Origin of the sequence: Legionella gresilensis (genome assembly GCF_900639865.1) — a bacterium.
Classification (GTDB): Bacteria; Pseudomonadota; Gammaproteobacteria; order Legionellales; family Legionellaceae; genus Legionella_C; species Legionella_C gresilensis.
The window spans coordinates 126188-149123 of sequence record NZ_CAAAHX010000002.1 but is presented as its reverse complement, the minus strand read 5'-3'; the positions used below and the strand labels follow the sequence as shown (position 1 = coordinate 149123).

The window sequence follows — 22936 nt, the reverse complement described above, 5'->3', positions numbered from 1 at the left end:
TATAGGGCTTAACTTGATTTATGAACTTAAATTAAGAAAGGATGATAAGAGCTCTTATTACATTGGTCAAGTTAACTTATGTCATTTTACATATTTACCATTTCCACATAGCAAGAGTAGGTTGGACTAAACGAAGTGCAGCCCAACAAATTATGAATAAGCTAATTTCATATGATTGAATTGTTGGCTGCGCTTTGCTTAGCCTAACCTAAAATTACTAGTCTGATTTTGGAAGATGTGCTACCTGATTACGGATATAAACGGGCAAGGCTTCTGAGGCAGTAATTGGGGTAACTGCCTCTGATTGTACTAAATGTAACATTGTACTGGCTTTTAAGGGTATCTCTTGTTGTCTTATAATGCTAGCTCTTAACATTTCTGGTAAATTAGAAAAGTAAGGCATAAAATTAATACCTACTAATTGTAATGGCAATGTAGGAATAATATTAATATCGTTTGCAGCCGAAACATACTCAGGTATATCAATTAATGAAGAGCTATTATAATAAGCCCAATAGACTTGGTTCATGCGCGCATCAATCAGCACTAAGATTGGAGTATCTTGATTCTTCTCAGTTGTCTTAATTGCATAAGCAAGAGTAGCTAAACTGCTCACAGGAAATATAGGTAAATCATGAGGGTAAGCTAAGCCTTGTGCGATGCTACAAGCGATTCTAAGGCCGGTAAAGCTTCCTGGCCCACGACCAAGCACAATTCCATCTAATTGTGAAATAGATAATGCTGCTTCAATTAATAACTCTTCAATAATACTTAAAATAACTTGCGCATGTTGGCCTTGACCAACTTGACTGCGCTCAAGTATTTCGCCTTGATTTAGTAAGGCAATCGTTGCCACAGAGGTTGAAGTATCAAGCGCTAACAACTTCATGATTTAACACCCATTGATCAATAAAATTTAAAACACTTTGTTCATCACGCGTTTTCTGTAGAGGAGGAAGACTTGCAAAAATTTGTTGCCCATAAGAGCGACCCGTTAATCGCGGATCAGCAATCATTAACACCCCTTTGTCAGTCACATCCCGAATTAAACGGCCAACACCTTGTTTTAAAGCCAACACCGCATTTGGTAGCGATAATTCATCAAAACCAGATAAACCACGTGCTTTTAAGTAAGCCATTTTACCACGCATTACGGGGTCAACGGGACTGGCGAAGGGTAATTTATCGATTATTACACAGGATAAAGCTTCACCTTTTACATCTACGCCTTCCCAAAAGGTAGCCGTTCCTAATAAAACAGCGTTACCTAATTGACGAAAACGAGCTAGCAAAATAGGTTTTGCTTCTTCTCCTTGAATTAATAAAGGATAGTCTAAAGTATCGATTAAAAGATCAGCAACTAATTTTAAAGCACGGTGACTGGTAAATAAAAAAAAGCAGCGCCCTTTACAGGCTTTAATAATGGGTAAGGCCTTTTTAACTAATTCTTGATAGTAAGCAGGATCGTTAGGATCAGGTAAGAATCGTGGTAAATATAATAAGGCTTGTCTTGCATAGTTAAAAGGACTGGGTAGTAGTAGGGTTTGAGCTGTATCTAAACCTAATGGTTTAGTAAAACAATCAAAAGAGGAACCCATGGTAAGTGTTGCTGAGGTAAAAATATAAGCACAAGATAATTGCTGTTTTAAAAGAGCTTTAAAAGAATCAGCAATATCATAAGGGGTAGCATGTAAAACTAACGAGTGCTTATAACGTTCAATCCAGCGAATGAGTGTTTTATCTGATTTTTGAAATGCTACAGCTGTTGTTTTAAACGCTTCAAGACGTTTAGCACAGCGCTTAAGTCCTGCACTTTCTTCATCTTCCATCTCTTTTATACAGATAAGTAATGTATCGATTAAATCAATTAATTGTTGCCAAGCTTTTTGAAAGGGTTGATGGCGTTCTACGACATCCCAACTTAACTTATCCTCTTTAGTAGCTAAATTGGCAATCAATTGTTCAATAACTTGATCTGTTTCTAAACTTAATTTTTTAAGCGGTTGATTAGCTAAATCAAGCACTGGCCATTCATGGATCACATCATCGACTAAATCGCGCAATTGCCGTGTACCTAATCGCTCTTCATTAAAATGAGCAGCAATTTCCGCCAACTGATGTGCTTCATCAAAGATAATAACTTCTACACCCGGTAAGAGCTCACCAAACCCTTCTTCTTTTAAACGAGAATCAGCAAAAAATAAGTGATGATTGATGATAATTAAATCAGCTTCAAGCGCCCGTTTTCTTGCTTTAACTAAAAAACAGTCTTGATAATAATTACATTCACTACCTAAACAATTATCGATGTTAGAAGTAATATAAGGCCAAAGTGCTGAGTCTTCTTTAATGTCAAGCAACTCGCTGCGTTCGCCATAAGTTAACTGGGGCACCTTTTCTTTAACTTTTAAAATGTCATGAATAAGATGCGGTGCAATAAAGAAGCCTTCTTCTGCATGCTGCTCAATACGATAACGACAAAGGTAATTGGCTCTTCCTTTTAAATTTTGTACATTGATAGCGCGTCCAAGTGCACGTATAAGCAGTGGTAAATCTTTTTGAAATAATTGGTCTTGCAGCGTCTTCGTTGCTGTTGAGATAACAGTCTTTTTACCACCTAATATAGATGGAATTAAGTAGGCAAAGGTTTTACCTGTTCCTGTACCAGCTTCTGCAACTAACATTGTTTTTTGAGTAATTGCCTCAGCTACTGCCGCTGCTAATGTAATTTGTGCCTCGCGCGCTATAAAGCCAGGAATCGCAGTAGATAAACGTCCTTGCTCACCTAAAACATGCTGACAATGCGAAGATACATCATCAGTTAAATGCTCTATTCCCACTCTTTTTGAAGAAATTGCAATTTGTCCTTAACCTCTTCCCATTCTTTTGCATCAGGAGGTCCATCTTTTTTGGCCGTAATATTGGGCCATTTTGGTGCAAGCTCAGCATTAAGTTCTTGAAATTTTTTTTGCTCAGGCGTTAAATCATCCTCAGACATAATTGCTTGCACTGGGCACTCCGGTTCACAAAGCGCGCAGTCAATACATTCATCTGGATGAATCACTAAGAAATTAGGCCCTTCATAAAAACAGTCAACAGGGCAAACTTCAACACAATCAGTGTATTTACATTTAATACAACTTTCAGTCACAACAAAAGTCATTTTAAAATCGCCAAGGTTTTAAGAATAATGGTTATTAAACCATAACTTGCCTTGTTTCGGCTAGCTTAGTTTTATTTATCCTTCCTCTAACTTAAGTTCAGGCCCCATAGGTACGATCCGACTAGGATTTATAGTTTGATGGCTGTAATAATAATGCTGCTTAATATGCAAAAAGTTAACAGTCTCTTTGATACCTGGATAATGATAAAGCCGCTTAAGATATTCTTGCAAAGCTGGATAATCAACGATTCGTTTTTTATTCGTTTTAAAATGGCCGTAATAAACCGCATCAAAACGAATAAGGGTAGTAAATAATCGCCAATCAGCCTCCGTTAATTGGCCACCAACTAAATAACTATGCTGCGCTAGATGGGCTTCTAATTCATCCAAGGTTGCAAATAACTGCTCAAATGCTTCTTCATAAGCTTCTTGAGAAGTGGCAAAACCACAGCGATATACCCCATTATTTACGGTGTGATAAATCTTGTCATTAATGGCATCAATTTCAGCACATAAAGAAGGAGGATAAAAATCTTGTTTATCGCCAGTTAAATGATTAAAAGCACTATTTAATTGGCGAATAAGCTCAGCAGATTCGTTACATACTATTGTTTGCTTTTCCTTATCCCATAAGACAGGAACAGTGACACGACCGGTATATTTAGAATCTGCTTTGCAATAAAGCTCGTAGAGATAACGAAGGCCATAAAGCTTATCGCCTGTAGCACCCATCCCCTGTTTAAATTCCCAACCATGGTCCAACATATGAGGGTGAACCACAGAGACATCAATAAAATTAGTTAATTTTTTAAGCGTTCTAAAAATTAAAGCACGATGTGCCCAAGGACAGGCTAAAGAAACATATAAATGATAACGATTGGCAGCCGCAGGAAAACTTGCATCCGGTTTTTCACTCACTTCGTGATGAAACTTAGATGGCTCTCGTTTAAAGGCACCTTTGGTTTTTGAAGTATCATACCAAGTGTCCTGCCATTGCCCATCAACTAAAAGCCCCATAGCCTGTCCTCAATTACTAACAAAGAAATTAATTATACCCTTATTAAGCTAATAAAAAACGAAAGTTTTTTTGAATTTCATTTAAATCAAATTTATTAAGGAATAAAGAAAAACACATCCAAGCGCTAAGTGCAGCTAGATCACGAAAAGGCGGGGGTAAATAAATGGGAGGGGTTACAAGTTCTCTTTCTAGAAGTTCCATTAACAAGGGCAAATCATCGAGCACTAATTTACCTACAAATAACAATGGAATCATCTCAACTCTATGCTGACTTATAGCAAAGCGAATAAAATTATAAATTAACAAAAAGCCTTTGGCATACGATAAATCTTTAGTAAAAGGCCCGCCTGTTGGTGTACTACCTCGAAAGATTCGTACCGCATGATTATAACTATCCATAGGGCTTAAGCCGCATTCAATAAAATAGCGATAAATATCAAGAAAATCGGCACCTTGTCGTACTTTATCAAGTGCAATAACACGATTAGTGATTTTGCGTATTCGCCCAGGATAAGAAGAGAAAGTTACTATCTCCGTAATAACGGCTAAACCCTCCTGAATAACACTACAAGAAGGTGAGCCTTTTGATAGAAAAGTACAGTAAGGTTGCGCAGAGCCATTTAATGTCGTACCAACATGAACCCACCCCTCATGAACTTCTAAATATTTTACATCTCTATCACTAAACTTTGCATGTTGACTTAATTTAATATTATCAGCACCTGCAGAGGCGTCAGCAATCATATCATCACTGACCATGACCGTAATTTTGCCCGGGTGCAGATTAAAAAAATTACTTAAACGCGTTTGCAAATTTTGTTGTGCTTCTTCAGGCGTGTAACGTTTTAAGTCAGCATCTGATTGCAACTGAACATCAAGCGCTGTTAATACATCAAAAAGCACTGTTCCTAGATCACATAATCGAGGTCCACCTGAATAAAATACATCATCGGGACTACCGTATAATTCCGTAGCAAGCTGACTAAACCCTGGGGTCCCTCGATATGCTAGCATATCTACTGCTTTAACATACTCTTCGCATTGACGCTTAAGTAAACGTGTAACTGGTGAGTACTGTCCTAATTGATTCTGCGCATCCCGTAAAATTAAACGAAACTCTTCTTGTTTTTCTTGAGGATCAAATGGCAGCGGCCGATACTCATCATAGTAAGCTTTATCGACTGCTGGCAGTTTACTTGCTTTATCATTAAAAAATTGCTGACGTATGGAATCATCCCATTTAATGCTATCTAGAATACGTATTTGACTCTGTGCTTCAACAAGACGAGTTGATAATTCTTGAATAACAGCTAACTCAGTCGATTCCATAATCTTACCTTAACTTATAACCTTAAGTAGTCCTAGCTATTGCAGAGGACGGTTCAACACTCTTTATATTAAAATTTGCCGCTGGTGTAGGTAAATCGTAAAAATGACCAATATTAGCTGCCGTTAGCGGCGGCGGTACATTGATAGTGGCACCGTTTCTACTTTGTAAATAAATTTTTTCTCCCGTACTTGCATACTGCGAGCATGCTACAAGTCCTAGGATTGACATCGCTAAAACAATTCTTTTCACATCTTACCTCATTAAATTAATTGCAATTGCTTTAAGGCTTGCTCTAAAGGTTCTTGATGTTCTCTAGATAAAGGCGTAAGTGGTAAACGCAGTTCCGGCCCTATTAATCCCATCTTGCTTAAAGCCCATTTAGTAGGAATGGGGTTAGCTTCAAGAAAAAGCAGCCGGTGTAAGGATTGAATTGTTTTATTGATATTAATTACTTGCTCCTTATCACCAGCAAGACCTGCCTCACACAATTTCGCCATTTGCTTAGGTACCACATTAGCAGTGACTGAAATGACACCCTTAGCACCTTCGATAAGCCATTCAGCTGCAGTATCATCATCACCACTATAAATATCAAGTGTGCAATCACATAATTGCAAAATTTCCTTCAAACGCTCTACTTTACCGGTTGCCTCTTTTATACCGACAATACTAGAAATTTGAGCAAGCCTTGCAACCGTTTCGGGTAACATATCACAGGCAGTGCGACTAGGCACATTATAAAGAATTAAGGGTATAGGTACTGCAGCTGCAATTTGACTGTAGTGCTGATAAAGCCCTTCTTGAGTCGGCTTAATATAAGCAGGCGTCATAATTAAAGCAGCATGAGCACCACATTCCATTGCCATTTTGGTTAACTCAATACATTCTTTCGTTGCATTTGCAGCTGTGCCTGCAATCACTGGAATTCGTTCGCGAGCTTGATTAATAACAGTCTTAATGACTAAATATTTTTCATCGTGAGTTAATGTTCCTGCTTCACCTGTAGTACCCGCAGCAACGATTGCATGCGTCCCGGCTTCAATATGGAACTCAACTAATTCCCTTAAGCGCCCTACATCTACTTTATCATTTTCTAATGGGGTCACTAATGCAACCATACTACCGCGAAACATAATGTTTTCTCCCAAAAAATCCCTTCTTTAATACTACTGGCGGAATACCAATTTAACAAGGTTATTCATATGTCTTTGATTTTATTTTAGTCATTTTATATAAAAATGTACTAATATGTTTATTGAGGGAACTAAAAATAGGAAGAAAATCATGAGAAAAACATTACCATTTTTGCTTGTAGTGGGATTATCAATGCCTTTACTTGAAGGCTGTACAAACGCTCAAGTAGGTACAGTTGGTGGCGGCCTTGCAGGTGCAGGTATTGGCTATGCTGCTTCTGGCGGTAGCGGTTGGGGAACTGCTGTAGGTGCTGGCGCCGGTGCTTTAATTGGTAATGCAGTTGGTCAATCTCAAGACCGTTATTATTATAATGGTTATAATGGTTACTATGGCTATAACAATTATCCTTACTATTATTACTAATCTGTTATTATTTCTCTAACGTATATTATTCAAGACTTTTAGTGATTGCCCTTATTCACTAAAAGTCTTTTTATTAGCGCAAAACCAAATCATAAAATCGTTGCTATACTGGTAACAGTACTACTTTAAATAAGGATATTAAGACATGCGCTTAAAAGATAAAGTAGCTGTTGTTACTGGCGCTGCCAGCGGAATTGGTAAAGAAATTGCGCTCGTTTACGCTCGCGAAGGCGCTAAAGTAGCTATTGCCGATCTAAATCTTGCCCAAGCAGAACTTGTAGCTGAGGAAATTAAGAGTCAGGGTCATTCTGCTATAGCAGTTGCGATGGATGTCACCAATGAAGAGCAAGTGAATCAGGGAATTAATTCCGTTGCAGATCAATTCAGTGGCATAGACATCTTAGTTAGTAACGCAGGAATACAAATTATTGACGCTGTTGAAAATCTTTCTTATGCCAATTGGAAAAAAATGCTAGCTATTCATTTAGATGGGGCTTTCCTTACAACTCGTGCCTCTCTTAAGCATATGTACGCCTCTAACCGTGGAGGTAGTATTATTTATATGGGTTCGGTGCATTCAAAAGAAGCGTCAAAACTTAAAGCACCTTATGTTACTGCCAAACATGGTTTATTAGGTTTATGCCGAGTTGTTGCTAAAGAAGGTGCTGCCCATGGTGTTCGGGCGAATGTAATCTGCCCAGGCTTTGTGCGTACACCACTAGTTGATAAGCAAATACCCGAACAAGCCAAAGAGCTTGGCATTACGGAAGAACAAGTCATTAAAAATGTCATGTTAAAGGATACAGTTGATGGTGAGTTTACTACAACTGAGGACGTGGCCCAAACAGCGCTCTTTTTTGCTTCTTTTGAATCGAATGCACTAACCGGTCAATCCTTAATTGTTTCACATGGCTGGGTTATGGAATAGCGATTAATACTAAATCGAGTAAGGTGGAGTCTATTATGAACGAATCACAAATTAGAGAAAATGCTTTTGCAATGCCCCTAAATTGCCCTTCTTATCCGCGTGGGCCTTACCGATTTATTAATCGGGAATATTTTATTATTACTTATGAAACAGACATGGATGTTCTACGCGAAGTTGTACCAGCACCCTTAGAAGTTACTGAACCTATAGTCAAATTTGAAGTCATTCGTATGCCGGATAGTACTGGATTTGGCTCGTATACTGAATCAGGTCAAGTTATTCCAGTGTATTTTAATGGAGCTGCGGGAGGCTATACGCATGCTATGTACTTAGATGATTTATCACCTATTGCAGGTGGGCGGGAAATATGGGGTTTTCCTAAAAAGTTAGCTAATCCTAATCTTTTTGTTGAGCAAGAAACTTTAATTGGTACACTTGATTATGGCTCTACACGTATTGCAGCCGCAACAATGGGATACAAATATGAATCGGTAGAAGAGGAAAAAGTCTTATCAGCCCTAACCAGTCCCTCTTATCTTTTAAAAATAATCCCTCATGTTGATGGTACAACTCGAATTTGTGAATTAGTGGAATATCGGCTTTCTGATGTAATCATTAAAGGAGCTTGGTCTGGCCCTGCTCAACTTGAACTTTTTCATCACGCCATGGCACCTGTTGCATCACTGCCAGTAAAAAGAGTTGTCTCTGCAGTTCATATTATATCTGATTTGACATTACCTTATGGTAAAGTTATTCATGATTACCTTAAATAAGCCTTTTTAATTCCAATATTGTTAGATACCGCGCGTTATGCGCGGTACGGTTTTAATTTATAAGCTTGGTAAAATCTATTGTCATGCCTACGTAGGTATTCATTCTGCAAGTTAAATGAATAGTGAATTGTACTAGGTAGTTTAATCTAAGTAAGGAATTTTATTATTTACTTGGTGCTAGGCTATTAATGGATACCCGCCTACGCGGGTATGACAGAATTGGCGAGTAGGATTGATTTGGCGGGTATGACAATTTATTGGTGTTACAATTTAAAGGTCATTGCGTGCATAACACTTAGCAGTTGTCTGCCACGGTTAAACACTGCAACAGTTAAAATTGATACGGATTGATGTCACAGGTATCAAGATTTTCTTTAGCTGAATTAATCATGGCATATAATTTTACTATTCCTAAAAAAACAAGAAAACCCATAACCCATAAACCTACTTTCATCCAGCTAAGCTGATTAGAATATAATTCTGCCAGTGCCTTCTCTGAGGTAATAAAATCAACAAGAGAATCTTTTTCTTTAGATAAAATCCCTTCTGATCTTATCACCGTAATTACTTTTCGTCTTTGTAATAATTCATCCACTTCAAAAGTCATAGGTACTTTTTTATCATGAATTTCTGATATTTTTTCAGAAAAAAATAATGAACGAGGAAAAGGATTGACTCTCTTTTTTGCAAAGGAAATATTACAACCACCTAATATAGTTGTATTTTGGATGTAATTTGTAAGCGCTTTTTGTATATCATACAAACAAGTCGGATCCTCCTTTATAATTGCATCTCGCATACCATGACAAGTTGAAATAGAACTAATGAATAATCCTGAAGGCTTTAATAAAGAGACCATACCAATAGATAACAAGACTGTTGAATCACATAAATCAGTTATAATAATATCAAACTGAGGGGCTCGACTTTTATGCCTATCAACCCACTCACGCCATTTTATCAATGACACTTCATTAAATACTGATAAATCAATGCTGCCATGCTCACCTGTAATTAATAAGACCTTAATATCTTTGGGATTGTACCCATTAAGATTAGGAATTATCCCCTCACTTTTATTAATTTCTTTGATTTCACAAAACTTAAGCTCTAATAACTTTTGTCGCCATGTCTCTTTTGTGGCCCTATTTGCTATAGTTGAATCAGAACAAATCGCAATTAATTTAAAATTGGGCATTTAACTTCTTAATAGATCAAAATGAATTTATTATAAATAAATTCACTACATTTTACCTAGATAAAAAAGTAGTAAGGCCTTGTTATTAGGCCTTATAGGCAATTGATTTACTTAAATTTATTGAAATTTAGGGCCAATAATTTTCAATGATGGAGAAGCCCAGTAAATAGTTTGATTGTTATTTAAAGTCTTATAAGGAATAAGAATCGATTTATCCGACTTAAAATGCCAAAATTCACCGCAATAGCGGCCATCGTCTCTAGACGAAACCACTTCAATCACCCGCCCCTTTTGGTCAGTAAACTGACGGCAATAAGTTGCATCTTGATTGGGTGGTATTTTAAGAGGGGAATTTACTAGCTCAACTTCACCTTGTTTGTTAAAAGAAAACATCAACCGAGAGACGCTTGCATAAATATCATGGCTAAAACGTATAATTAAAGAGGAAAAAAGTAACACAACGATGGTCGTTTTAACTTTTCGACTAAAGGACGTTCGCCCCCGTATCACTCGATAAATAAGATTCCAAACGATAGCAATGGCTAATAAACTAATAATTGTAGTAAACACCTTTTCCCCTTAATAATTTAATAGCTAGCAACTTTATCGAAATTATGAAATGAATGCACTCTTTTAAATAGCCTCTTTAAATTAAACTTTTAATTTATGTAAATGAATACGGCGCTCTGCATCAACTAATAGAAGATGATTAGGAGGTACCGATTGCCATTCTGCGCCAAAATCGGTTAATTTTTCAGATGCCACTAATACACAATCATGCACTTCAGCACGTTTAGGTCGATAATATCTATCATTTGGCGTCAGCCAAAGCGATCCTGCCGAATAATGTAGCGATTCGGGTTTTATCTTCTTACTCGAAGAATAACGGCTAGCAATAATGCGCAAGCCATCGGTAAGACAAATATTAAATAAGGATGGATCATCTGTTTTACCGTATTTTTTTACCAAAAACTTAATCTGCTTAAAGGTTTCTTCTAAGGTATCTGCTATTATCGAAATATTGGATAAATCTTTATCTTTAGCAAGCTGTAAAAATAAAGCAAAAAGATGTTCTGAATCTGTTTCACCTTGAATCCAGTTATAAATATCATCATCTAATAAGTGACGCAGGTGTCGCTTTACTGACATAAAATCACTAATGCCACCATTGTGCATCAACATCCATTGTTTATAGACAAACGGATGGCAATTATAATTATTAGTTCCGCCTACACTGGCGGCTCGAACATGGGCGAAAAACGTATCTGACTTTATCTTGGCTGTTAAACTTAAAAGATTGCGATCACTCCAAGCTGGAAAAATTGACACAAATAACGCGGGTTCTGGGCTAACGGTTGGATTATACCAACCCAGGCCGAAACCATCGCCATTCGTAGGTACAGTTGATTCTCGAGCCTTTAAACTTTGCATCACGATAGAATTACTTGGCTTTACTAAAATTTCATCTAATAAAACTTCTGAGCCAATATAAGCAACTAAGCGACACATTACTGCTCCTTAGCAGCATAAAGTATACTAATTAGTATAGAAGAAGATTAAGCCCCTTTTTTAAAAATTATGCTAGCCCGATTCATCTATACAATAACTAATACTTATTACTTCTGGTAAGAAGTTTAAGACTCTTTTTTAGTTGTCTTAGATGATTTAGGTTTATTTTTTTTCTTTAACGTGTCGCAAACATCTTTTGTTGAATCAGTTTTGGGCGTTATTTGGCAAATATTTTTAAGACCTTCAACTTCAGGATGATCGAGATTTTTATCGTTTTTTTTCATCTTTATTACCTCTTGTGAGCCTAGTTTAATTTTAGAGCAAGATTAGGTTAGATACAATGTATTAAGTTTCCTTGTTAATTTAAAAACCTGATGTATAATTTATATACAGGCATATTGGAGGGAACCATTATGAAAAAAATAGTAACTTTATTAAGTTTAATAACGCCTGTTGTACTCCTTGCAAGCTGCACCGTTGTCGAATCAAATTATGTCCCTGCCGTAGCAACCACTGATTATGTTACTAATGTTGGTTATTATGGAACAAGCCCTTATTGGGGAAATGGCTATTATGGCGGCCATGCTTATAGCACTTGGTATGGCGGATATATCGGCCCTAGTGTTTATGTTGATGACTGGAGTTTTTAGGGGATTGTAGAATATTATTTTTAAGTGACTAAGTATTAAATTAGATGGTTACTTCTAAATTTAATACTTAGGCTTTATTTATTGAAAATTATTATCTATTAATCTGATATTTGCCTTTTTATAATATTTTGACATTTTTCCCTCTATATAAGCTATATTCTGAGCTCTTTTTTCATATTTCCTTAATATCTTAATGAAGTGCTAAGCATCATTAAGAAGGTAGATTTAACACCAAAAGATCCCAGTCACATTCCAATTATGATAACACTTCTTGCAGATCTAAAAACAAAGAATGCACAGATAGAGCATATTAAAGAAGAAAAGAAGATTATTGAGAATCAACAGCAACTGATTAAGCGTGCTAAAACAATCTTAACTAATGCGTTAACTAGTATTGAAACTAAATACCAGCCACTGGATGTTTATTTAGCGCAATTGAGAGATTTACTTTACCTAGTAGATGATAATAAAAATTTTATACCGCCATTTGATGAAATTCAGGCTGCCCTTGAAAGGTTAATAACTACTTATAAGGAACAAGACCTTAATAGTGATGATAAAATACCTGCACAACCTGGCCCACGGCAATATAAAAAAATACTAGAGGATGTACTAAAAATCATTAAGGAAGCCGATTTTACAGCACAAACTCCTAATCATATTCCAATTTTGGCAAAATACCTTGAGGATTTAGAGAAAAAGATCATTTCTGATAAAGATCTAGCAAAATATGAAGAGCAAAAAAGAGAACAAGAGACAAGAAGCGATTTAATGTTTAAACAGTCACAAATTAATGCTCGTGAATTAGAAATTCTAAGAGATAGTGCAAACGCGTCTAAAAAGAAAACATTAATGGCAAACTTACAAACCTTAGAGTCAATAGCTGAACCTAAAAAACAACGGTCCCTTTATGCTAAAACACCCAAGTTACTTGTCTTTGATGTTGACGATACACTAGTCGATTTGGAAAAACCTGGTGCTTTAAAACGACAAGAAGAATTAGTTACTATCATAAACTATGCGAAAAAATTAGGTATTGACGTTGCTATCGCTACTAATAGAGGCCAAAGTGCGGAAGATAACCGATTTGTTGAGGATGTAAAGACTCTTATTAGAGAGAAAACCGGCATTGATATTCCTATCATGCTAACATTTAAGGATTTTGATAGTATTACAAGTGAAGTAAAAGAGTTTAGAGATGAAATAAGTAAACGACTTGAGCAAATTAAAATAGCGAAACAAAAGGCCATTTTCGAAGGAAAGAAAGAAATTTTAGAAAAACTAGAAAAAGCGGAGGAAAAATTAAGGCAAAGAGAAAATCGATTACTAAGTGGTAAAAACCTAAAGCTTGATGAGATAAGGTTACATTATCAGGCTTTTAAAAATTACGCAATAGGTGTTTTACAAGAAGATGAGGTTGTGTTTGTAGATGATAATCCGCATATTATTAAGTCTGCACTTGAAGAAACTAACTATCGCGCTATTAAGGCGAGTGCTAGAGGCGAAAACTCTTTTAAATACTTAGTTGATATCAATTATGAATTAGGCGCTTATAATGTTTGTATTTCCTTTTTAAAGGAAGATGGCCGATATCCACAAGACAAAGATTATCCCTTAAGTCATTACTTAACAGATTCAAATATACCTAATTTCTCAAAACATGGTTTTGCACATACACCGATAGTTAAACATGTAGAAATGTCAACAATTCTTTCTAAATTAGACTCTTTCAGTAAAAATCCTGACAAACAAGCTCTTTATAAACGTCAATTTTTAGAGTCAGCTATTGAGCGTTATGAAGAACTGCCTAAAGAGTTACAAAATGATTTTGTGCGCACTTATTATCTAGATGCATATGGAGTTTTAAATAAAGCAAACGAGACGCTTATTGAGATATATAAAATTTCAAATGATGTAAATAATTTAGAAAAACACATTAAATCTCAGACACAACCAACACAGGAAGAATTAAACCAACTAGAAAATAAAAAGAGATTACAGGAAGATGCTTTAACAAAGTTGAACGATCTAAAAATCCAAATGGATAAAATTATTGCAATGGATGATAAATTTTCCCAGAAAATTTCGCCAACTTTTTTAAGTTGTGAAGCGATGTTATTAAAATCAAGGATTACTAGCTATAAAGAGTCAGGAAATTTCGAATTTTTAAAAGTGGATCAATCAACCCAAGAGGAACAATTAGAGCAAGAAGAGAAAAAAGAAATACAAGAAGAAAAAGAAATCAAAAAGGAACAAGAAAAAAATAGTAAAGTAAGGAAGAGCCATGATGAAACTCGTACAAAATTTTATATAGAAGCAACCGAAAAAAAACCTGAAGTTTATCTACGAGAAGAAACTAAAGAGATTCCAGCTATTCATCCAATTTTAAAGGAAATACCTGAATTTGATAAAGATTTTATATCTAGTCAATATGAAAGTTATATCTTTAAAAATTTAACAGAAATTATCGAGAAATATTGTACAAAAGAGCATTTTTCTCTGCTTACGATAATAAACTATGATGATAAAAATCTTCTCTTACAAAATCTTTTAACTTCCCTTGAACAACAGTTAAAAATTATAGTTTCTAACACAGATAAGCAACCATTGACAAGCTATAATCAATTAAGTGAAGCCAAGGAACTTTGCGAAGCTTTAGAGTCAATTGCTCCTTATCAAACTTGGTTGGATAATTTTAGAGAACAGCCAAAAAAAGATTATAAACGACAAATTTCTAATCTTTCTGAAAAAATAACAAGAAATCAAGATAAAATTAAATCCTCAGAAGAATATAAAGCTAAGCTCTATTTAGATAAAGCAAAGCAGTATCTGCTTCATAAAGATTGGAACGTTGGCTATCAAAGAGAGGCACACACTGAAGTTGTAGATGGTAAAGTTAAAAAATTTCCAGCAACCATAGCAGAACAACTAAAGTTTATAAAACAAGCTGAAGCCGGTACCATTAGTTTTGCAAAAGCTAAAACTGAATATCTAGAGTTAGGTCGAAAAAAAGAAATTACTTGGCGCTCCTCAAAACCTGCCAAAAATTATTATTCTTTATTTACAGCTAAAAAAGAACATAATGAATTAGCAAAAGCTCTAGAGAAAGAATTTGATAAAGATAAAAAAATGGTATGATTTATATAGTGGCTCAGATTTGATGTGACAATGTTTACTCAATGTCTTCCTCAATAGATAGATTATTTTGATCCTGATCAAAGCCCTTTTCTTCAGTTAGACGAATTTGTAAGCCTACATTATTTTTAGAATCGGCAAAACGTATGGCATTTTCTTTCGTTATTTTTCCTGCTTTATATAAATCAAACAATGCCTGATCAAAGGTTTGCATGCCTGAATCGCGGCTTTTAACCATAGCCTCTTTAATTTCATCTATTTTACCTTTTTCAATTAAATCCGCAACATAAGGTGAGTTTATAAGGATTTCAACTGCAGGTACTCTACTTTTTTCTATACCAGGAATTAAGCGTTGGGAAATAATAGCCCTTAAATTCTGCGCTAAGTCCTGTAATAGCTGCGGTCTTGCTTCACTGGAGAAGAAGTTAACAATTCTCTCAAGCGCTTGATAGGCATTATTTGAATGCAAGGTTGATAAGCATAAGTGGCCAGTTTGTGCGTAAGAAATCGCATGTTTCATAATATCTCTTTCTAAAATTTCCCCAATTAAAATGACATCAGGCGCTTCCCGCATGGCATTTTTTAAGGCATTTTCATAACTTAAGGTATCAATTCCCACTTCTCGTTGATCAACAATACATTTTTTATGCTTATAGAGGTATTCAATTGGATCTTCGATTGTTAATATATGGCCACGTTGATTTTCATTGCGATAATCAATCATGGAGGCTAAGGTAGTTGATTTACCAGATCCAGTTGAACCTACCACGAGTATTAAACCGCGTAATTCCATAATTAATTGTTTTAATATAGGTGGCAATTGTAGCTCTTCCATAGGCGGTATCTCGCCTTTTATGTAACGGACCACCATTGCAATTTCGCCACGCTGCCTAAACACATTAACCCGAAAACGGCCAACATTCGTTATTGAGATAGCCATATTAAGCTCAAGTGTCGATTCAAACTCTTTACGTTGGCTATCATTCATGACTGATGCGGCAATCTCAGCCATTTGCATTGATTTTAATGGTGTTTGACCGACAGGCGTAGCTGCACCCTGGATTTTAATATAGGGCGGTACCCCAACACTAAAAAATAGATCTGAGGCACTTTTATCAACCATGAGTTTAAAGAAAGGCGTAATATCCACTTTATCACCTATGCTTCCTTTTCTATTTAAAAGTGTAGATAAAATATGAAAAAGCGCAATTTAGTTGAATATAAGCAAATGAATATTTTTGGCTAAAATTGTAAATTTCAGCTACATTATTGATAAGGGATGAACCTATTAGAATATTTTATAGCCACTAATTGACTTTTTAGAATGTTCTAATGGCTCATAAAAGTGATTTTTTTAAGGTTAAAGCATAATGACTCAACAAGTGAATTTTTCTTATGCTTTTCAGCCCATTGTTGATGTAATCAACAAAGTGCCATACTCTTATGAGGCGTTAATTAGAGGACCTAATAATGAACCTCCTACGCTTATATTTGCACAAGTAAGTAGGATAAGCCTGCCTGATTTTGATCAGCAAGCAAGAGAATTTGCCATTAAATTGGCGGTGCAATTAGGATTAACATGCAATATTAACCTTAATTTCTTACCTAATAGTTTGTCTGCCGGTAGCTATATTGATAAAACACTTGATGCTATAAAAGAAAACCAGCTAAATCCCAGCCAACTTATCATTGAGGTACCTGAATCTGAAATTATCCATCACCAGCAAGATTTTCTATACAGTGTTAGACAATGCCGAAGCAAAGGAATTCGCATCGCCATTGATGATTTTGGTGCAGGCTACTCCGGCTTGAATTTACTACTTAATTTACAGCCAGACTTTATTAAGCTTGATATGCAGTTAATTCGAAAAATTGATGCCCATCCCGCGCGACAAGCAGTTGTTAAAGCTATTTTAGAAGTTTGCAAATCACTTAATACGAATGTTATCGCTGAAGGAGTCGAAAATATTTCAGAATATCAATGGCTTAAAGAACAAGGTGTTTTTTTATTTCAAGGCTATTTATTGTCTAAACCAGGATTTGAATGCCTTCCCGCTATTACCTTTCCTGATGCCTTATAAATAAATTAACTAAAAACTATTTTTTTGTCCGCTTATCCAGTTTAACATTAGAAGGTTTCTACTTTATGCTAGATAAGAAATTAGTAAGTTATTTTGAGATTGGTTTGATATCTCTCCTACTTTCCTTCTCAATATAGAATCTAGCCAACTACTGGATCCTGCGGACAAGCTGCGGGAAGTAGGCATAAGGAGATAAACCTGCCGAAGAAGGCATAGTGAGGAACAAAACTGCGGTGGTTTATTTCTCCGCCTGCGACTTGTTCGCGAGCTCTAGGCATACCGCGGGAGGCAGTGACAGTAAAAGACAAAGTGTAGAGTGTGGTAAAGGGGCAGATACAAATCAGAAAGCGATTTACTTCTTCGCCAACGTCCCGCGACTTGTTCGCGGGATCCAGATCCCGCTATACCGTGGAAAAGTAAAGATAATGTGTGAACAACGCTTTAAATAATAAAAATAGCTTAAAGTCGTAAATTTATAATAAATAATAATAAACTATAGTGCACCTTTAAACTGTTATTAAAACTAAATTCACTAAAAGTACAGTGGTTATACGCTTTAGTTCATTAAACGCCAATAACAATTAAAGAGCTCTAATCAAGCCTATAAAGGTAAGATAATGGATAATAATAAAAATAAGAACCCATTAAATCCTAATTGGGTAGGGGCAATTTTCTTTGCAATTTTTGCTTTTTGTTTTTTACTTTTTACTAAGTATGTTCTACTGTCTTTGCAGCAAAGTACAGTATTACCTTTTTTTCCAGCGCTCTTAGTCGCCTTAATTACAGGTATTTTCTTAGGTGCTATTTTTACTAAATACCTTACTTATCCTAAATCCTGGATTTATGCCTTTCTAATAGGCATCTTAATGGCTTTAATTGCTACTGCTCTTATAAGTCTTGTGATCTTTCTTAATCTTTATTTCTTTGAACCCACTTTTACCCATCGCCTGCACCACTGGCAAGATTTCTTTATTTTTTATGGAAGTATTTTTTTATCGCTACTTTTAATCATAGGTCTATGGCTTATGTTATTTACCGGTTTAGCTGCCGTTTATTTCAGTAAGCGTTTTTGGCCTGCTCTTATAGCCATTGATAAAGCTCATTCTAAATCTAATCATCCTTAGAGGCTATCAATGGATCAACGGGCCACCGTTTTTAATTTTATGCAGCAAGGCGCAACGATTATTACGCCTAACCAACGCTTGGCTCAAACACTACTTGCTGATTTTTACCATGCTTACCCAAAGTTTAGGTATACTAAACCCTTGTGCTTTTCCTATTCTGATTTCTTATTAACGCTTTTTAAAAAATATTGCTACTCACAACCTTCTACCAGCAATCCACTACTCCTTAGCTCGCAACAGTTACGCCATCTATTAAAGCAAATTATTAGTCAGGATGTTTTAAATCAAACTCTCATTGATGAAGTACAAAATGCATGGATCTATTGTCAACGCTGGCAGCTTGATATCGAACACTCCTATTTTACACACACGCTACAAACACAAAAATTTCAATACTGGGTACAGCAACTACAAATTGCGCTATCTAATATGCCAGCAATGACAGAAGAGCAATTAATTCCCTTTTTTTTACAGCAGCAATTTGAGATAAAGGTAGATAACCTTGTTTGGTATTGCTTCGATTATTACACGCCACAGCAAAAAACTTTCCAGGATTATTTATTAACACAGGGCTGCCAACTTCATCATCTAGATTTATCACCTAAAGAAGTAGTGCCTTTCTTTTATGTAGCAGACGATGATTATGATGAATATTACCAGCTTGTTTATTGGCTTAAAGAACAATTAGCTCAGGATGGGATTAAAATTGGTATTGTGGCTCCCGATCTAGAAATACAAATCCAACCTTTAAAAAGATTCCTCTATCAACACTTTCCTCCTACAACATTTAATATTTCATTAGGACAAACTTTAAATACTTATGAATTAGTGGCGCATGCACTTTGTTGGTTAAACTTAAACGGGAAAACATTAACAAATCATCAAGCGCGTTTATTACTCTACTCGCCTTATCTTAGTGGCTCCTACTCAGAATTATTTTGTCGCAGCCAAATCATGCAAGAATCTCGTTTTTTGCAAGAAGAAATTTTTGATCAAACAGCTTGGCTCGATGAATTACAAATGACAGCCCCGGGCTTAACTAAGCTATTACAATCGCTACTAAGCTACCCTCATTCAGCTACACCGCAAGAATGGATTAATTTATTTATCAAACGATTATCTCTATTAGGGTTTCCTGGAGAATATGCGTTAGATTCTGACAACTATCAATGTTATCAGCGCTTTTTAGCCCTTTTTGAGGAATTTAAGCAATTAAGTTTATTAACCGAAAAAATGACCATTTCTGAGGCACTTATTTCTTTAGAAACATTAGCTGCTACAACCATTTTTCAACCAGAAAGAAAGCCTGCACCCGTTCAAATTCATAATGTTTTGGACGCTAATGGCGCTACATTTGATGCACTCTGGATTATGCGCCTCACGGATGAGAATATGCCGCCTAAAATTAAATTATCTGCCTTTGTTCCTATAAAATTACAGCAAGAAAAAGAGATTCCTCTTATAAATTCGAATTTTCAACTAGAATTAGCTCAAAAAATGTTTAATCGCTTAAAACATTGTAGCACGCAATGTGTATTGAGTTATTCCCGCTTATCTAAAGACAAAGCGAATCTGCCAAGTCCTTTAGTGGCTAATTTTAAAATGAACTACCATCCTAAACAAAAAGATTCATTAAAGACTGCTTGGGAAACTTATCACGAAGAATATAAAATAGCTTTACTAAACGAAGAACAGGTAACGGGAGGCACTGCTTTGTTAGCTAACCAAGCAAAATGCCCCTTTCGTGCTTTTGCTGCCCATCGTTTACATGTTAAAAAAGCACTAGAGACTTCCCATGGTCCCAGTGCTATTGAACGCGGTCAAATTATTCACCGCGTATTAGAGCTTATTTGGGAAAATCTTAAGAATCAACAAAGACTATTAACTTTACCACAAGATGAATTAAATACCTTAATTGAACACTCAATAGAAAAGGCTCTTGCACCTTATAAACAATTACGACAATATTCTTTTCCACCTTTGATTCAAGAAATTGAACTAACACGAATTAAAATTTTAGTAGCTTGTTGCCTTGAGTGGGAAAAACAACGCCCACCTTTTGAAGTTGAAGCACTTGAGCATGCTTTTACAGTGCAGTTAGCTGGGATTGATTTTAATCTGCGCATCGATAGACTAGATAAGTTTCCAGATGGTAAAAAATGCGTGATTGATTATAAAACTAATATTCCTAATTATTTACCTTGGCGTGAGGAACGCCCACGTGAACCTCAATTATTACTTTATGCCTTACTTGATGAAGCAATCAATACATTAATTTTTACCGGTCTTAAAGAAGGTGAAGTGATAGCAAAAGGCTTAAGTGAAAACCGCTGGCCAATTGAAGGTCTTGCCTGTATTGATGAAGGTGAAACATGGTCTTCTCGCATAGCTTCATGGCAGGCACAACTTTATCAATTAATTCAAGAATACAGTGAAGGACATTGTCCTCCTAATCCCCTTCATCTCTCTATCTGCCAACAATGTGATTATCAAAGCCTTTGTCGGTTTGGGGTCGTCACTGATTAACTTTAAATAAAGCTAGCTAACTTTACTGGATCCCGCGGACAAGCCGCAAGGCAGACGTGTAGAAGTGGTTTTGAAATATTTTTTCTAAGTTTAAATAGTTATTTGATATAGAGACTCTATCTCTTTTAATGTTCTTGTTTTAGGTACTTGAGTTAAGCGACAAAAATTTAGAGCATCTTTAATACTCATCATCTTATCGCCTCCAAAATCATTAATAGTAAAGGTTTTATAATTTAAAAAATCTTCTAAGGAATTAAATGGTAGTTGTTTATGTATATTTTCAGCTTGTTGCAATGCCTCTTCAATTAATGTGGCTTTTTTCATCATATTAAAGGAGAAAAAGCTTAAGCTTCTTTTTTTAAAGTTGTCAATAACACGACGAATGTCTGCGCACAGTTGAGAAAACTGAGGATCTTGCTCCATTAAGTGCTTAGATTGTTCTTGAAATCGCTCATCCTGTTCAATAGATATGGGCTGTTTGTATGTTTCCGTAGGCTCGTAGGTGGCTATTAATTCCTCAATTTTAATATGTCCTACATAATTGGCAAGCTCTTTGGCACTTAAATGTAAAGGAACCGGGGGATTAGGAAATTGTGTAAGCTCATAAGTCGCTTTTAATTTTAAATCTGCCCCTGCCTTTAGTAAAGATTGGACCTTGTTAAAATCATTAAGTAAAACGGCTTGATGTAAAATAGTGCATTTATCAATATTGACCATGTAAGGAAGGCTAACTTGGGCAGTATTCACGCTCCTCATTATATTGCTTAACTTATGTACAGTCGCTAATACCACATGATTTAATTTAGGCTCTAAGGGATGAGGAAAATTATCATGTATCGTTGTTGTACCTTGGTATACCGGTACAAATATGTCTCTTTTCTTATCGACGTAATAAATATTATTCCTATCTGATATAAATGCTTTATCAGTAAGAAAGGGAATTGAGCGCCAATTTTTCTTTGGGTCTGCATCATAGCATAGGCTACAGAGCTCTAATACTCTCCTACTCTCAGGATAAGGTGCTTGTATATCAATATCACTATATTTAAGGTAATTCTCGTACTCATCGGAAGTAAGATATAGCCGTTTGGTCCAATAAAATAAACCCCATACATCACTTTGTATAAGATAAGATTTATAACTTTTCTTTTCCACGCCCATACTTTCATCAATTTGTTTGAATTTATCAAAAAAAGGGATTTCTGTATCAATAGAAAATGCGTGTAGTCCTCCTAGGATGGGATATTGTTCCCATTTTTCCAAAATTTTTAACATAATAGGATCAGCACGCCTAGGCGAAAACATCATAAAAAAGTCATTACTACTTTGAAAACCTGAACGTGCTGTTTTGACTGTATCTAGCTGCGGCAAATTTACTGTTTTACCTGAAACAGGAAAAATATTGGTATCAAAAAAATAACCACCTTGTGTAGCTAATAAAAATAACGAAAAGCAATCTTTAAAGGTTACAAAGCTTTCTTTATCATTTTTTAAAAGACTAGTGTTTAGAAGGTTGGTAATCAATGTTATATGCTTTATAAATATAGAATCATTACGTTCTTTTTCTAACAAATCCTCTATAGCACAAACTTCTATATTCGCCCCTTCGCGGGCAAATTCATCTTCATAGGTTTTTAGATATTTCTTTAAGCACCAAAATTTTATTGGATTAATAGTCCCTATATTATTATTTTTTTGTCCTTGAAGTGCCTTTGCCATTTGTATTGGGCCTACAAGATCATGGCCTGCAATACTTGAAAGATTATTTCTAGTGGGTGGGCCTACCCATAAATAATGAACAATAGGAATTTCATTTAGTCCACTGGTTTTTTCTTTTATTGTCATTTTAATTTTATTATGCAGTCTTTATAGCCGTTGGATTATAATTAGCTAAACTTAAGGTTTTATGAACTGTTTGGTAAATAATTTAAAACTTAAACGTAA

At 35.6% G+C, this 22936-nt stretch carries 21 protein-coding genes; 8 read left to right on the top strand and 13 right to left on the bottom strand.

What is annotated here, in order from left to right; genetic code table 11:
* Positions 1–217: 217 nt before the first annotated feature.
* From tsaB to dapA, 7 genes are all read right to left on the bottom strand, one after another.
* Entirely contained in the window at positions 218–889 is a 672-nt protein-coding gene (gene tsaB, locus E1P04_RS02510) for a tRNA (adenosine(37)-N6)-threonylcarbamoyltransferase complex dimerization subunit type 1 TsaB (protein WP_131781353.1), read from the bottom strand.
* On the bottom strand, positions 870–2840 hold the full coding sequence (gene yoaA, locus E1P04_RS02505) for a DNA repair helicase YoaA (RefSeq protein ID WP_427853066.1): 1971 nt from the start codon (positions 2838–2840) through the stop codon (positions 870–872). The genes tsaB and yoaA overlap by 20 nt, the downstream gene beginning before the upstream one ends.
* A complete protein-coding gene (fdxA, locus tag E1P04_RS02500) occupies positions 2831–3163 on the bottom strand; it encodes a ferredoxin FdxA (protein ID WP_131781352.1) in 333 nt (110 codons plus the stop codon). The genes yoaA and fdxA overlap by 10 nt, the downstream gene beginning before the upstream one ends.
* A 75-nt stretch (positions 3164–3238) precedes the next feature.
* On the bottom strand, positions 3239–4180 hold the full coding sequence (locus E1P04_RS02495) for a glutathione S-transferase family protein (protein ID WP_131781351.1): 942 nt from the start codon (positions 4178–4180) through the stop codon (positions 3239–3241).
* Between the two features lie 43 nt (positions 4181–4223).
* A complete protein-coding gene (locus E1P04_RS02490; RefSeq protein WP_131781350.1) occupies positions 4224–5510 on the bottom strand; it encodes a flavohemoglobin expression-modulating QEGLA motif protein in 1287 nt (428 codons plus the stop codon).
* Between the two features lie 22 nt (positions 5511–5532).
* A complete protein-coding gene (locus tag E1P04_RS02485) occupies positions 5533–5760 on the bottom strand; it encodes a hypothetical protein (RefSeq protein ID WP_131781349.1) in 228 nt (75 codons plus the stop codon).
* Positions 5761–5771: 11 nt separating this feature from the next.
* Positions 5772–6644 (bottom strand): 4-hydroxy-tetrahydrodipicolinate synthase, encoded by an 873-nt coding sequence (gene dapA / locus E1P04_RS02480; protein ID WP_131781348.1) that lies wholly within the window; start codon positions 6642–6644, stop codon positions 5772–5774.
* A 151-nt stretch (positions 6645–6795) separates the two neighbouring features.
* On the opposite strand from dapA, the gene E1P04_RS02475 reads away from it, so the two are divergent.
* The 3 genes from E1P04_RS02475 to E1P04_RS02465 all read left to right on the top strand — a co-directional run bounded on the left by E1P04_RS02475 (position 6796) and on the right by E1P04_RS02465 (position 8769).
* Positions 6796–7068: a glycine zipper domain-containing protein gene (locus E1P04_RS02475; protein WP_131781347.1), complete on the top strand. Its 273-nt coding sequence runs from the start codon at positions 6796–6798 to the stop codon at positions 7066–7068.
* A gap of 145 nt (positions 7069–7213) precedes the next feature.
* Complete coding sequence (locus tag E1P04_RS02470; RefSeq protein WP_131781346.1) at positions 7214–7996, top strand: 3-hydroxybutyrate dehydrogenase; 783 nt, start codon at positions 7214–7216, stop codon at positions 7994–7996.
* Between the two features lie 35 nt (positions 7997–8031).
* Complete coding sequence (locus tag E1P04_RS02465; protein WP_131781345.1) at positions 8032–8769, top strand: acetoacetate decarboxylase; 738 nt, start codon at positions 8032–8034, stop codon at positions 8767–8769.
* 331 nt (positions 8770–9100) lie between these two features.
* On the opposite strand, the gene E1P04_RS02460 is transcribed toward E1P04_RS02465, so the two are convergent.
* From E1P04_RS02460 to E1P04_RS17545, 4 genes are all read right to left on the bottom strand, one after another.
* Entirely contained in the window at positions 9101–9967 is an 867-nt protein-coding gene (locus E1P04_RS02460) for a hypothetical protein (protein WP_131781344.1), read from the bottom strand.
* Positions 9968–10084: 117 nt separating this feature from the next.
* Positions 10085–10537, bottom strand: coding sequence for a hypothetical protein (locus E1P04_RS02455; protein WP_131781343.1), 453 nt, complete (start codon positions 10535–10537; stop codon positions 10085–10087).
* 81 nt (positions 10538–10618) lie between these two features.
* Positions 10619–11476: a class II glutamine amidotransferase gene (locus E1P04_RS02450; protein ID WP_131781342.1), complete on the bottom strand. Its 858-nt coding sequence runs from the start codon at positions 11474–11476 to the stop codon at positions 10619–10621.
* Positions 11477–11601: 125 nt separating this feature from the next.
* Complete coding sequence (locus tag E1P04_RS17545) at positions 11602–11760, bottom strand: hypothetical protein (RefSeq protein ID WP_165482656.1); 159 nt, start codon at positions 11758–11760, stop codon at positions 11602–11604.
* A gap of 129 nt (positions 11761–11889) precedes the next feature.
* Between E1P04_RS17545 and E1P04_RS02445 the strand changes: the two genes are divergently transcribed.
* A complete protein-coding gene (locus tag E1P04_RS02445; protein ID WP_131781341.1) occupies positions 11890–12126 on the top strand; it encodes a hypothetical protein in 237 nt (78 codons plus the stop codon).
* 198 nt (positions 12127–12324) lie between these two features.
* The gene (locus E1P04_RS02440; RefSeq protein ID WP_131781340.1) at positions 12325–15264 is read left to right on the top strand and encodes an HAD family hydrolase; all 2940 of its coding nucleotides are present in this window, start codon (positions 12325–12327) and stop codon (positions 15262–15264) included.
* A 34-nt stretch (positions 15265–15298) separates the two neighbouring features.
* Here the strand turns inward: E1P04_RS02440 and E1P04_RS02435 are convergent, their stop codons facing one another.
* Complete coding sequence (locus E1P04_RS02435; protein ID WP_131781339.1) at positions 15299–16411, bottom strand: PilT/PilU family type 4a pilus ATPase; 1113 nt, start codon at positions 16409–16411, stop codon at positions 15299–15301.
* A gap of 220 nt (positions 16412–16631) precedes the next feature.
* Here E1P04_RS02435 and E1P04_RS02430 point away from each other — a divergent pair, with 220 nt between their 5' ends.
* From E1P04_RS02430 to E1P04_RS02420, 3 genes are all read left to right on the top strand, one after another.
* Entirely contained in the window at positions 16632–17342 is a 711-nt protein-coding gene (locus E1P04_RS02430; protein WP_242604369.1) for an EAL domain-containing protein, read from the top strand.
* A 617-nt stretch (positions 17343–17959) separates the two neighbouring features.
* Positions 17960–18466, top strand: coding sequence for a hypothetical protein (locus E1P04_RS02425; protein ID WP_131781338.1), 507 nt, complete (start codon positions 17960–17962; stop codon positions 18464–18466).
* 9 nt (positions 18467–18475) lie between these two features.
* Positions 18476–20992: a PD-(D/E)XK nuclease family protein gene (locus E1P04_RS02420; protein ID WP_131781337.1), complete on the top strand. Its 2517-nt coding sequence runs from the start codon at positions 18476–18478 to the stop codon at positions 20990–20992.
* Positions 20993–21082: 90 nt separating this feature from the next.
* Here the strand turns inward: E1P04_RS02420 and E1P04_RS02415 are convergent, their stop codons facing one another.
* Positions 21083–22837: an ankyrin repeat domain-containing protein gene (locus tag E1P04_RS02415; RefSeq protein ID WP_131781336.1), complete on the bottom strand. Its 1755-nt coding sequence runs from the start codon at positions 22835–22837 to the stop codon at positions 21083–21085.
* Positions 22838–22936 lie beyond the last annotated feature (99 nt).

Bases quoted from the DNA above. Each gene is read 5' to 3' on its own strand.
- E1P04_RS02450 (WP_131781342.1), bottom strand. From the start codon at position 11,476: ATGTGTCGCTTAGTTGCTTATATTGGCTCAGAAGTTTTATTAGATGAA.
- E1P04_RS02465 (WP_131781345.1), top strand. From the start codon at position 8,032: ATGAACGAATCACAAATTAGAGAAAATGCTTTTGCAATGCCCCTAAAT.
- E1P04_RS02470 (WP_131781346.1), top strand. From the start codon at position 7,214: ATGCGCTTAAAAGATAAAGTAGCTGTTGTTACTGGCGCTGCCAGCGGA.
- tsaB (WP_131781353.1), bottom strand. From the start codon at position 889: ATGAAGTTGTTAGCGCTTGATACTTCAACCTCTGTGGCAACGATTGCC.
- E1P04_RS17545 (WP_165482656.1), bottom strand. From the start codon at position 11,760: ATGAAAAAAAACGATAAAAATCTCGATCATCCTGAAGTTGAAGGTCTT.
- dapA (WP_131781348.1), bottom strand. From the start codon at position 6,644: ATGTTTCGCGGTAGTATGGTTGCATTAGTGACCCCATTAGAAAATGAT.
- E1P04_RS02430 (WP_242604369.1), top strand. From the start codon at position 16,632: ATGACTCAACAAGTGAATTTTTCTTATGCTTTTCAGCCCATTGTTGAT.
- E1P04_RS02460 (WP_131781344.1), bottom strand. From the start codon at position 9,967: ATGCCCAATTTTAAATTAATTGCGATTTGTTCTGATTCAACTATAGCA.
- E1P04_RS02420 (WP_131781337.1), top strand. From the start codon at position 18,476: ATGGATCAACGGGCCACCGTTTTTAATTTTATGCAGCAAGGCGCAACG.
- fdxA (WP_131781352.1), bottom strand. From the start codon at position 3,163: ATGACTTTTGTTGTGACTGAAAGTTGTATTAAATGTAAATACACTGAT.
- E1P04_RS02415 (WP_131781336.1), bottom strand. From the start codon at position 22,837: ATGACAATAAAAGAAAAAACCAGTGGACTAAATGAAATTCCTATTGTT.
- E1P04_RS02475 (WP_131781347.1), top strand. From the start codon at position 6,796: ATGAGAAAAACATTACCATTTTTGCTTGTAGTGGGATTATCAATGCCT.
- E1P04_RS02425 (WP_131781338.1), top strand. From the start codon at position 17,960: ATGGATAATAATAAAAATAAGAACCCATTAAATCCTAATTGGGTAGGG.
- E1P04_RS02490 (WP_131781350.1), bottom strand. From the start codon at position 5,510: ATGGAATCGACTGAGTTAGCTGTTATTCAAGAATTATCAACTCGTCTT.
- E1P04_RS02445 (WP_131781341.1), top strand. From the start codon at position 11,890: ATGAAAAAAATAGTAACTTTATTAAGTTTAATAACGCCTGTTGTACTC.
- E1P04_RS02495 (WP_131781351.1), bottom strand. From the start codon at position 4,180: ATGGGGCTTTTAGTTGATGGGCAATGGCAGGACACTTGGTATGATACT.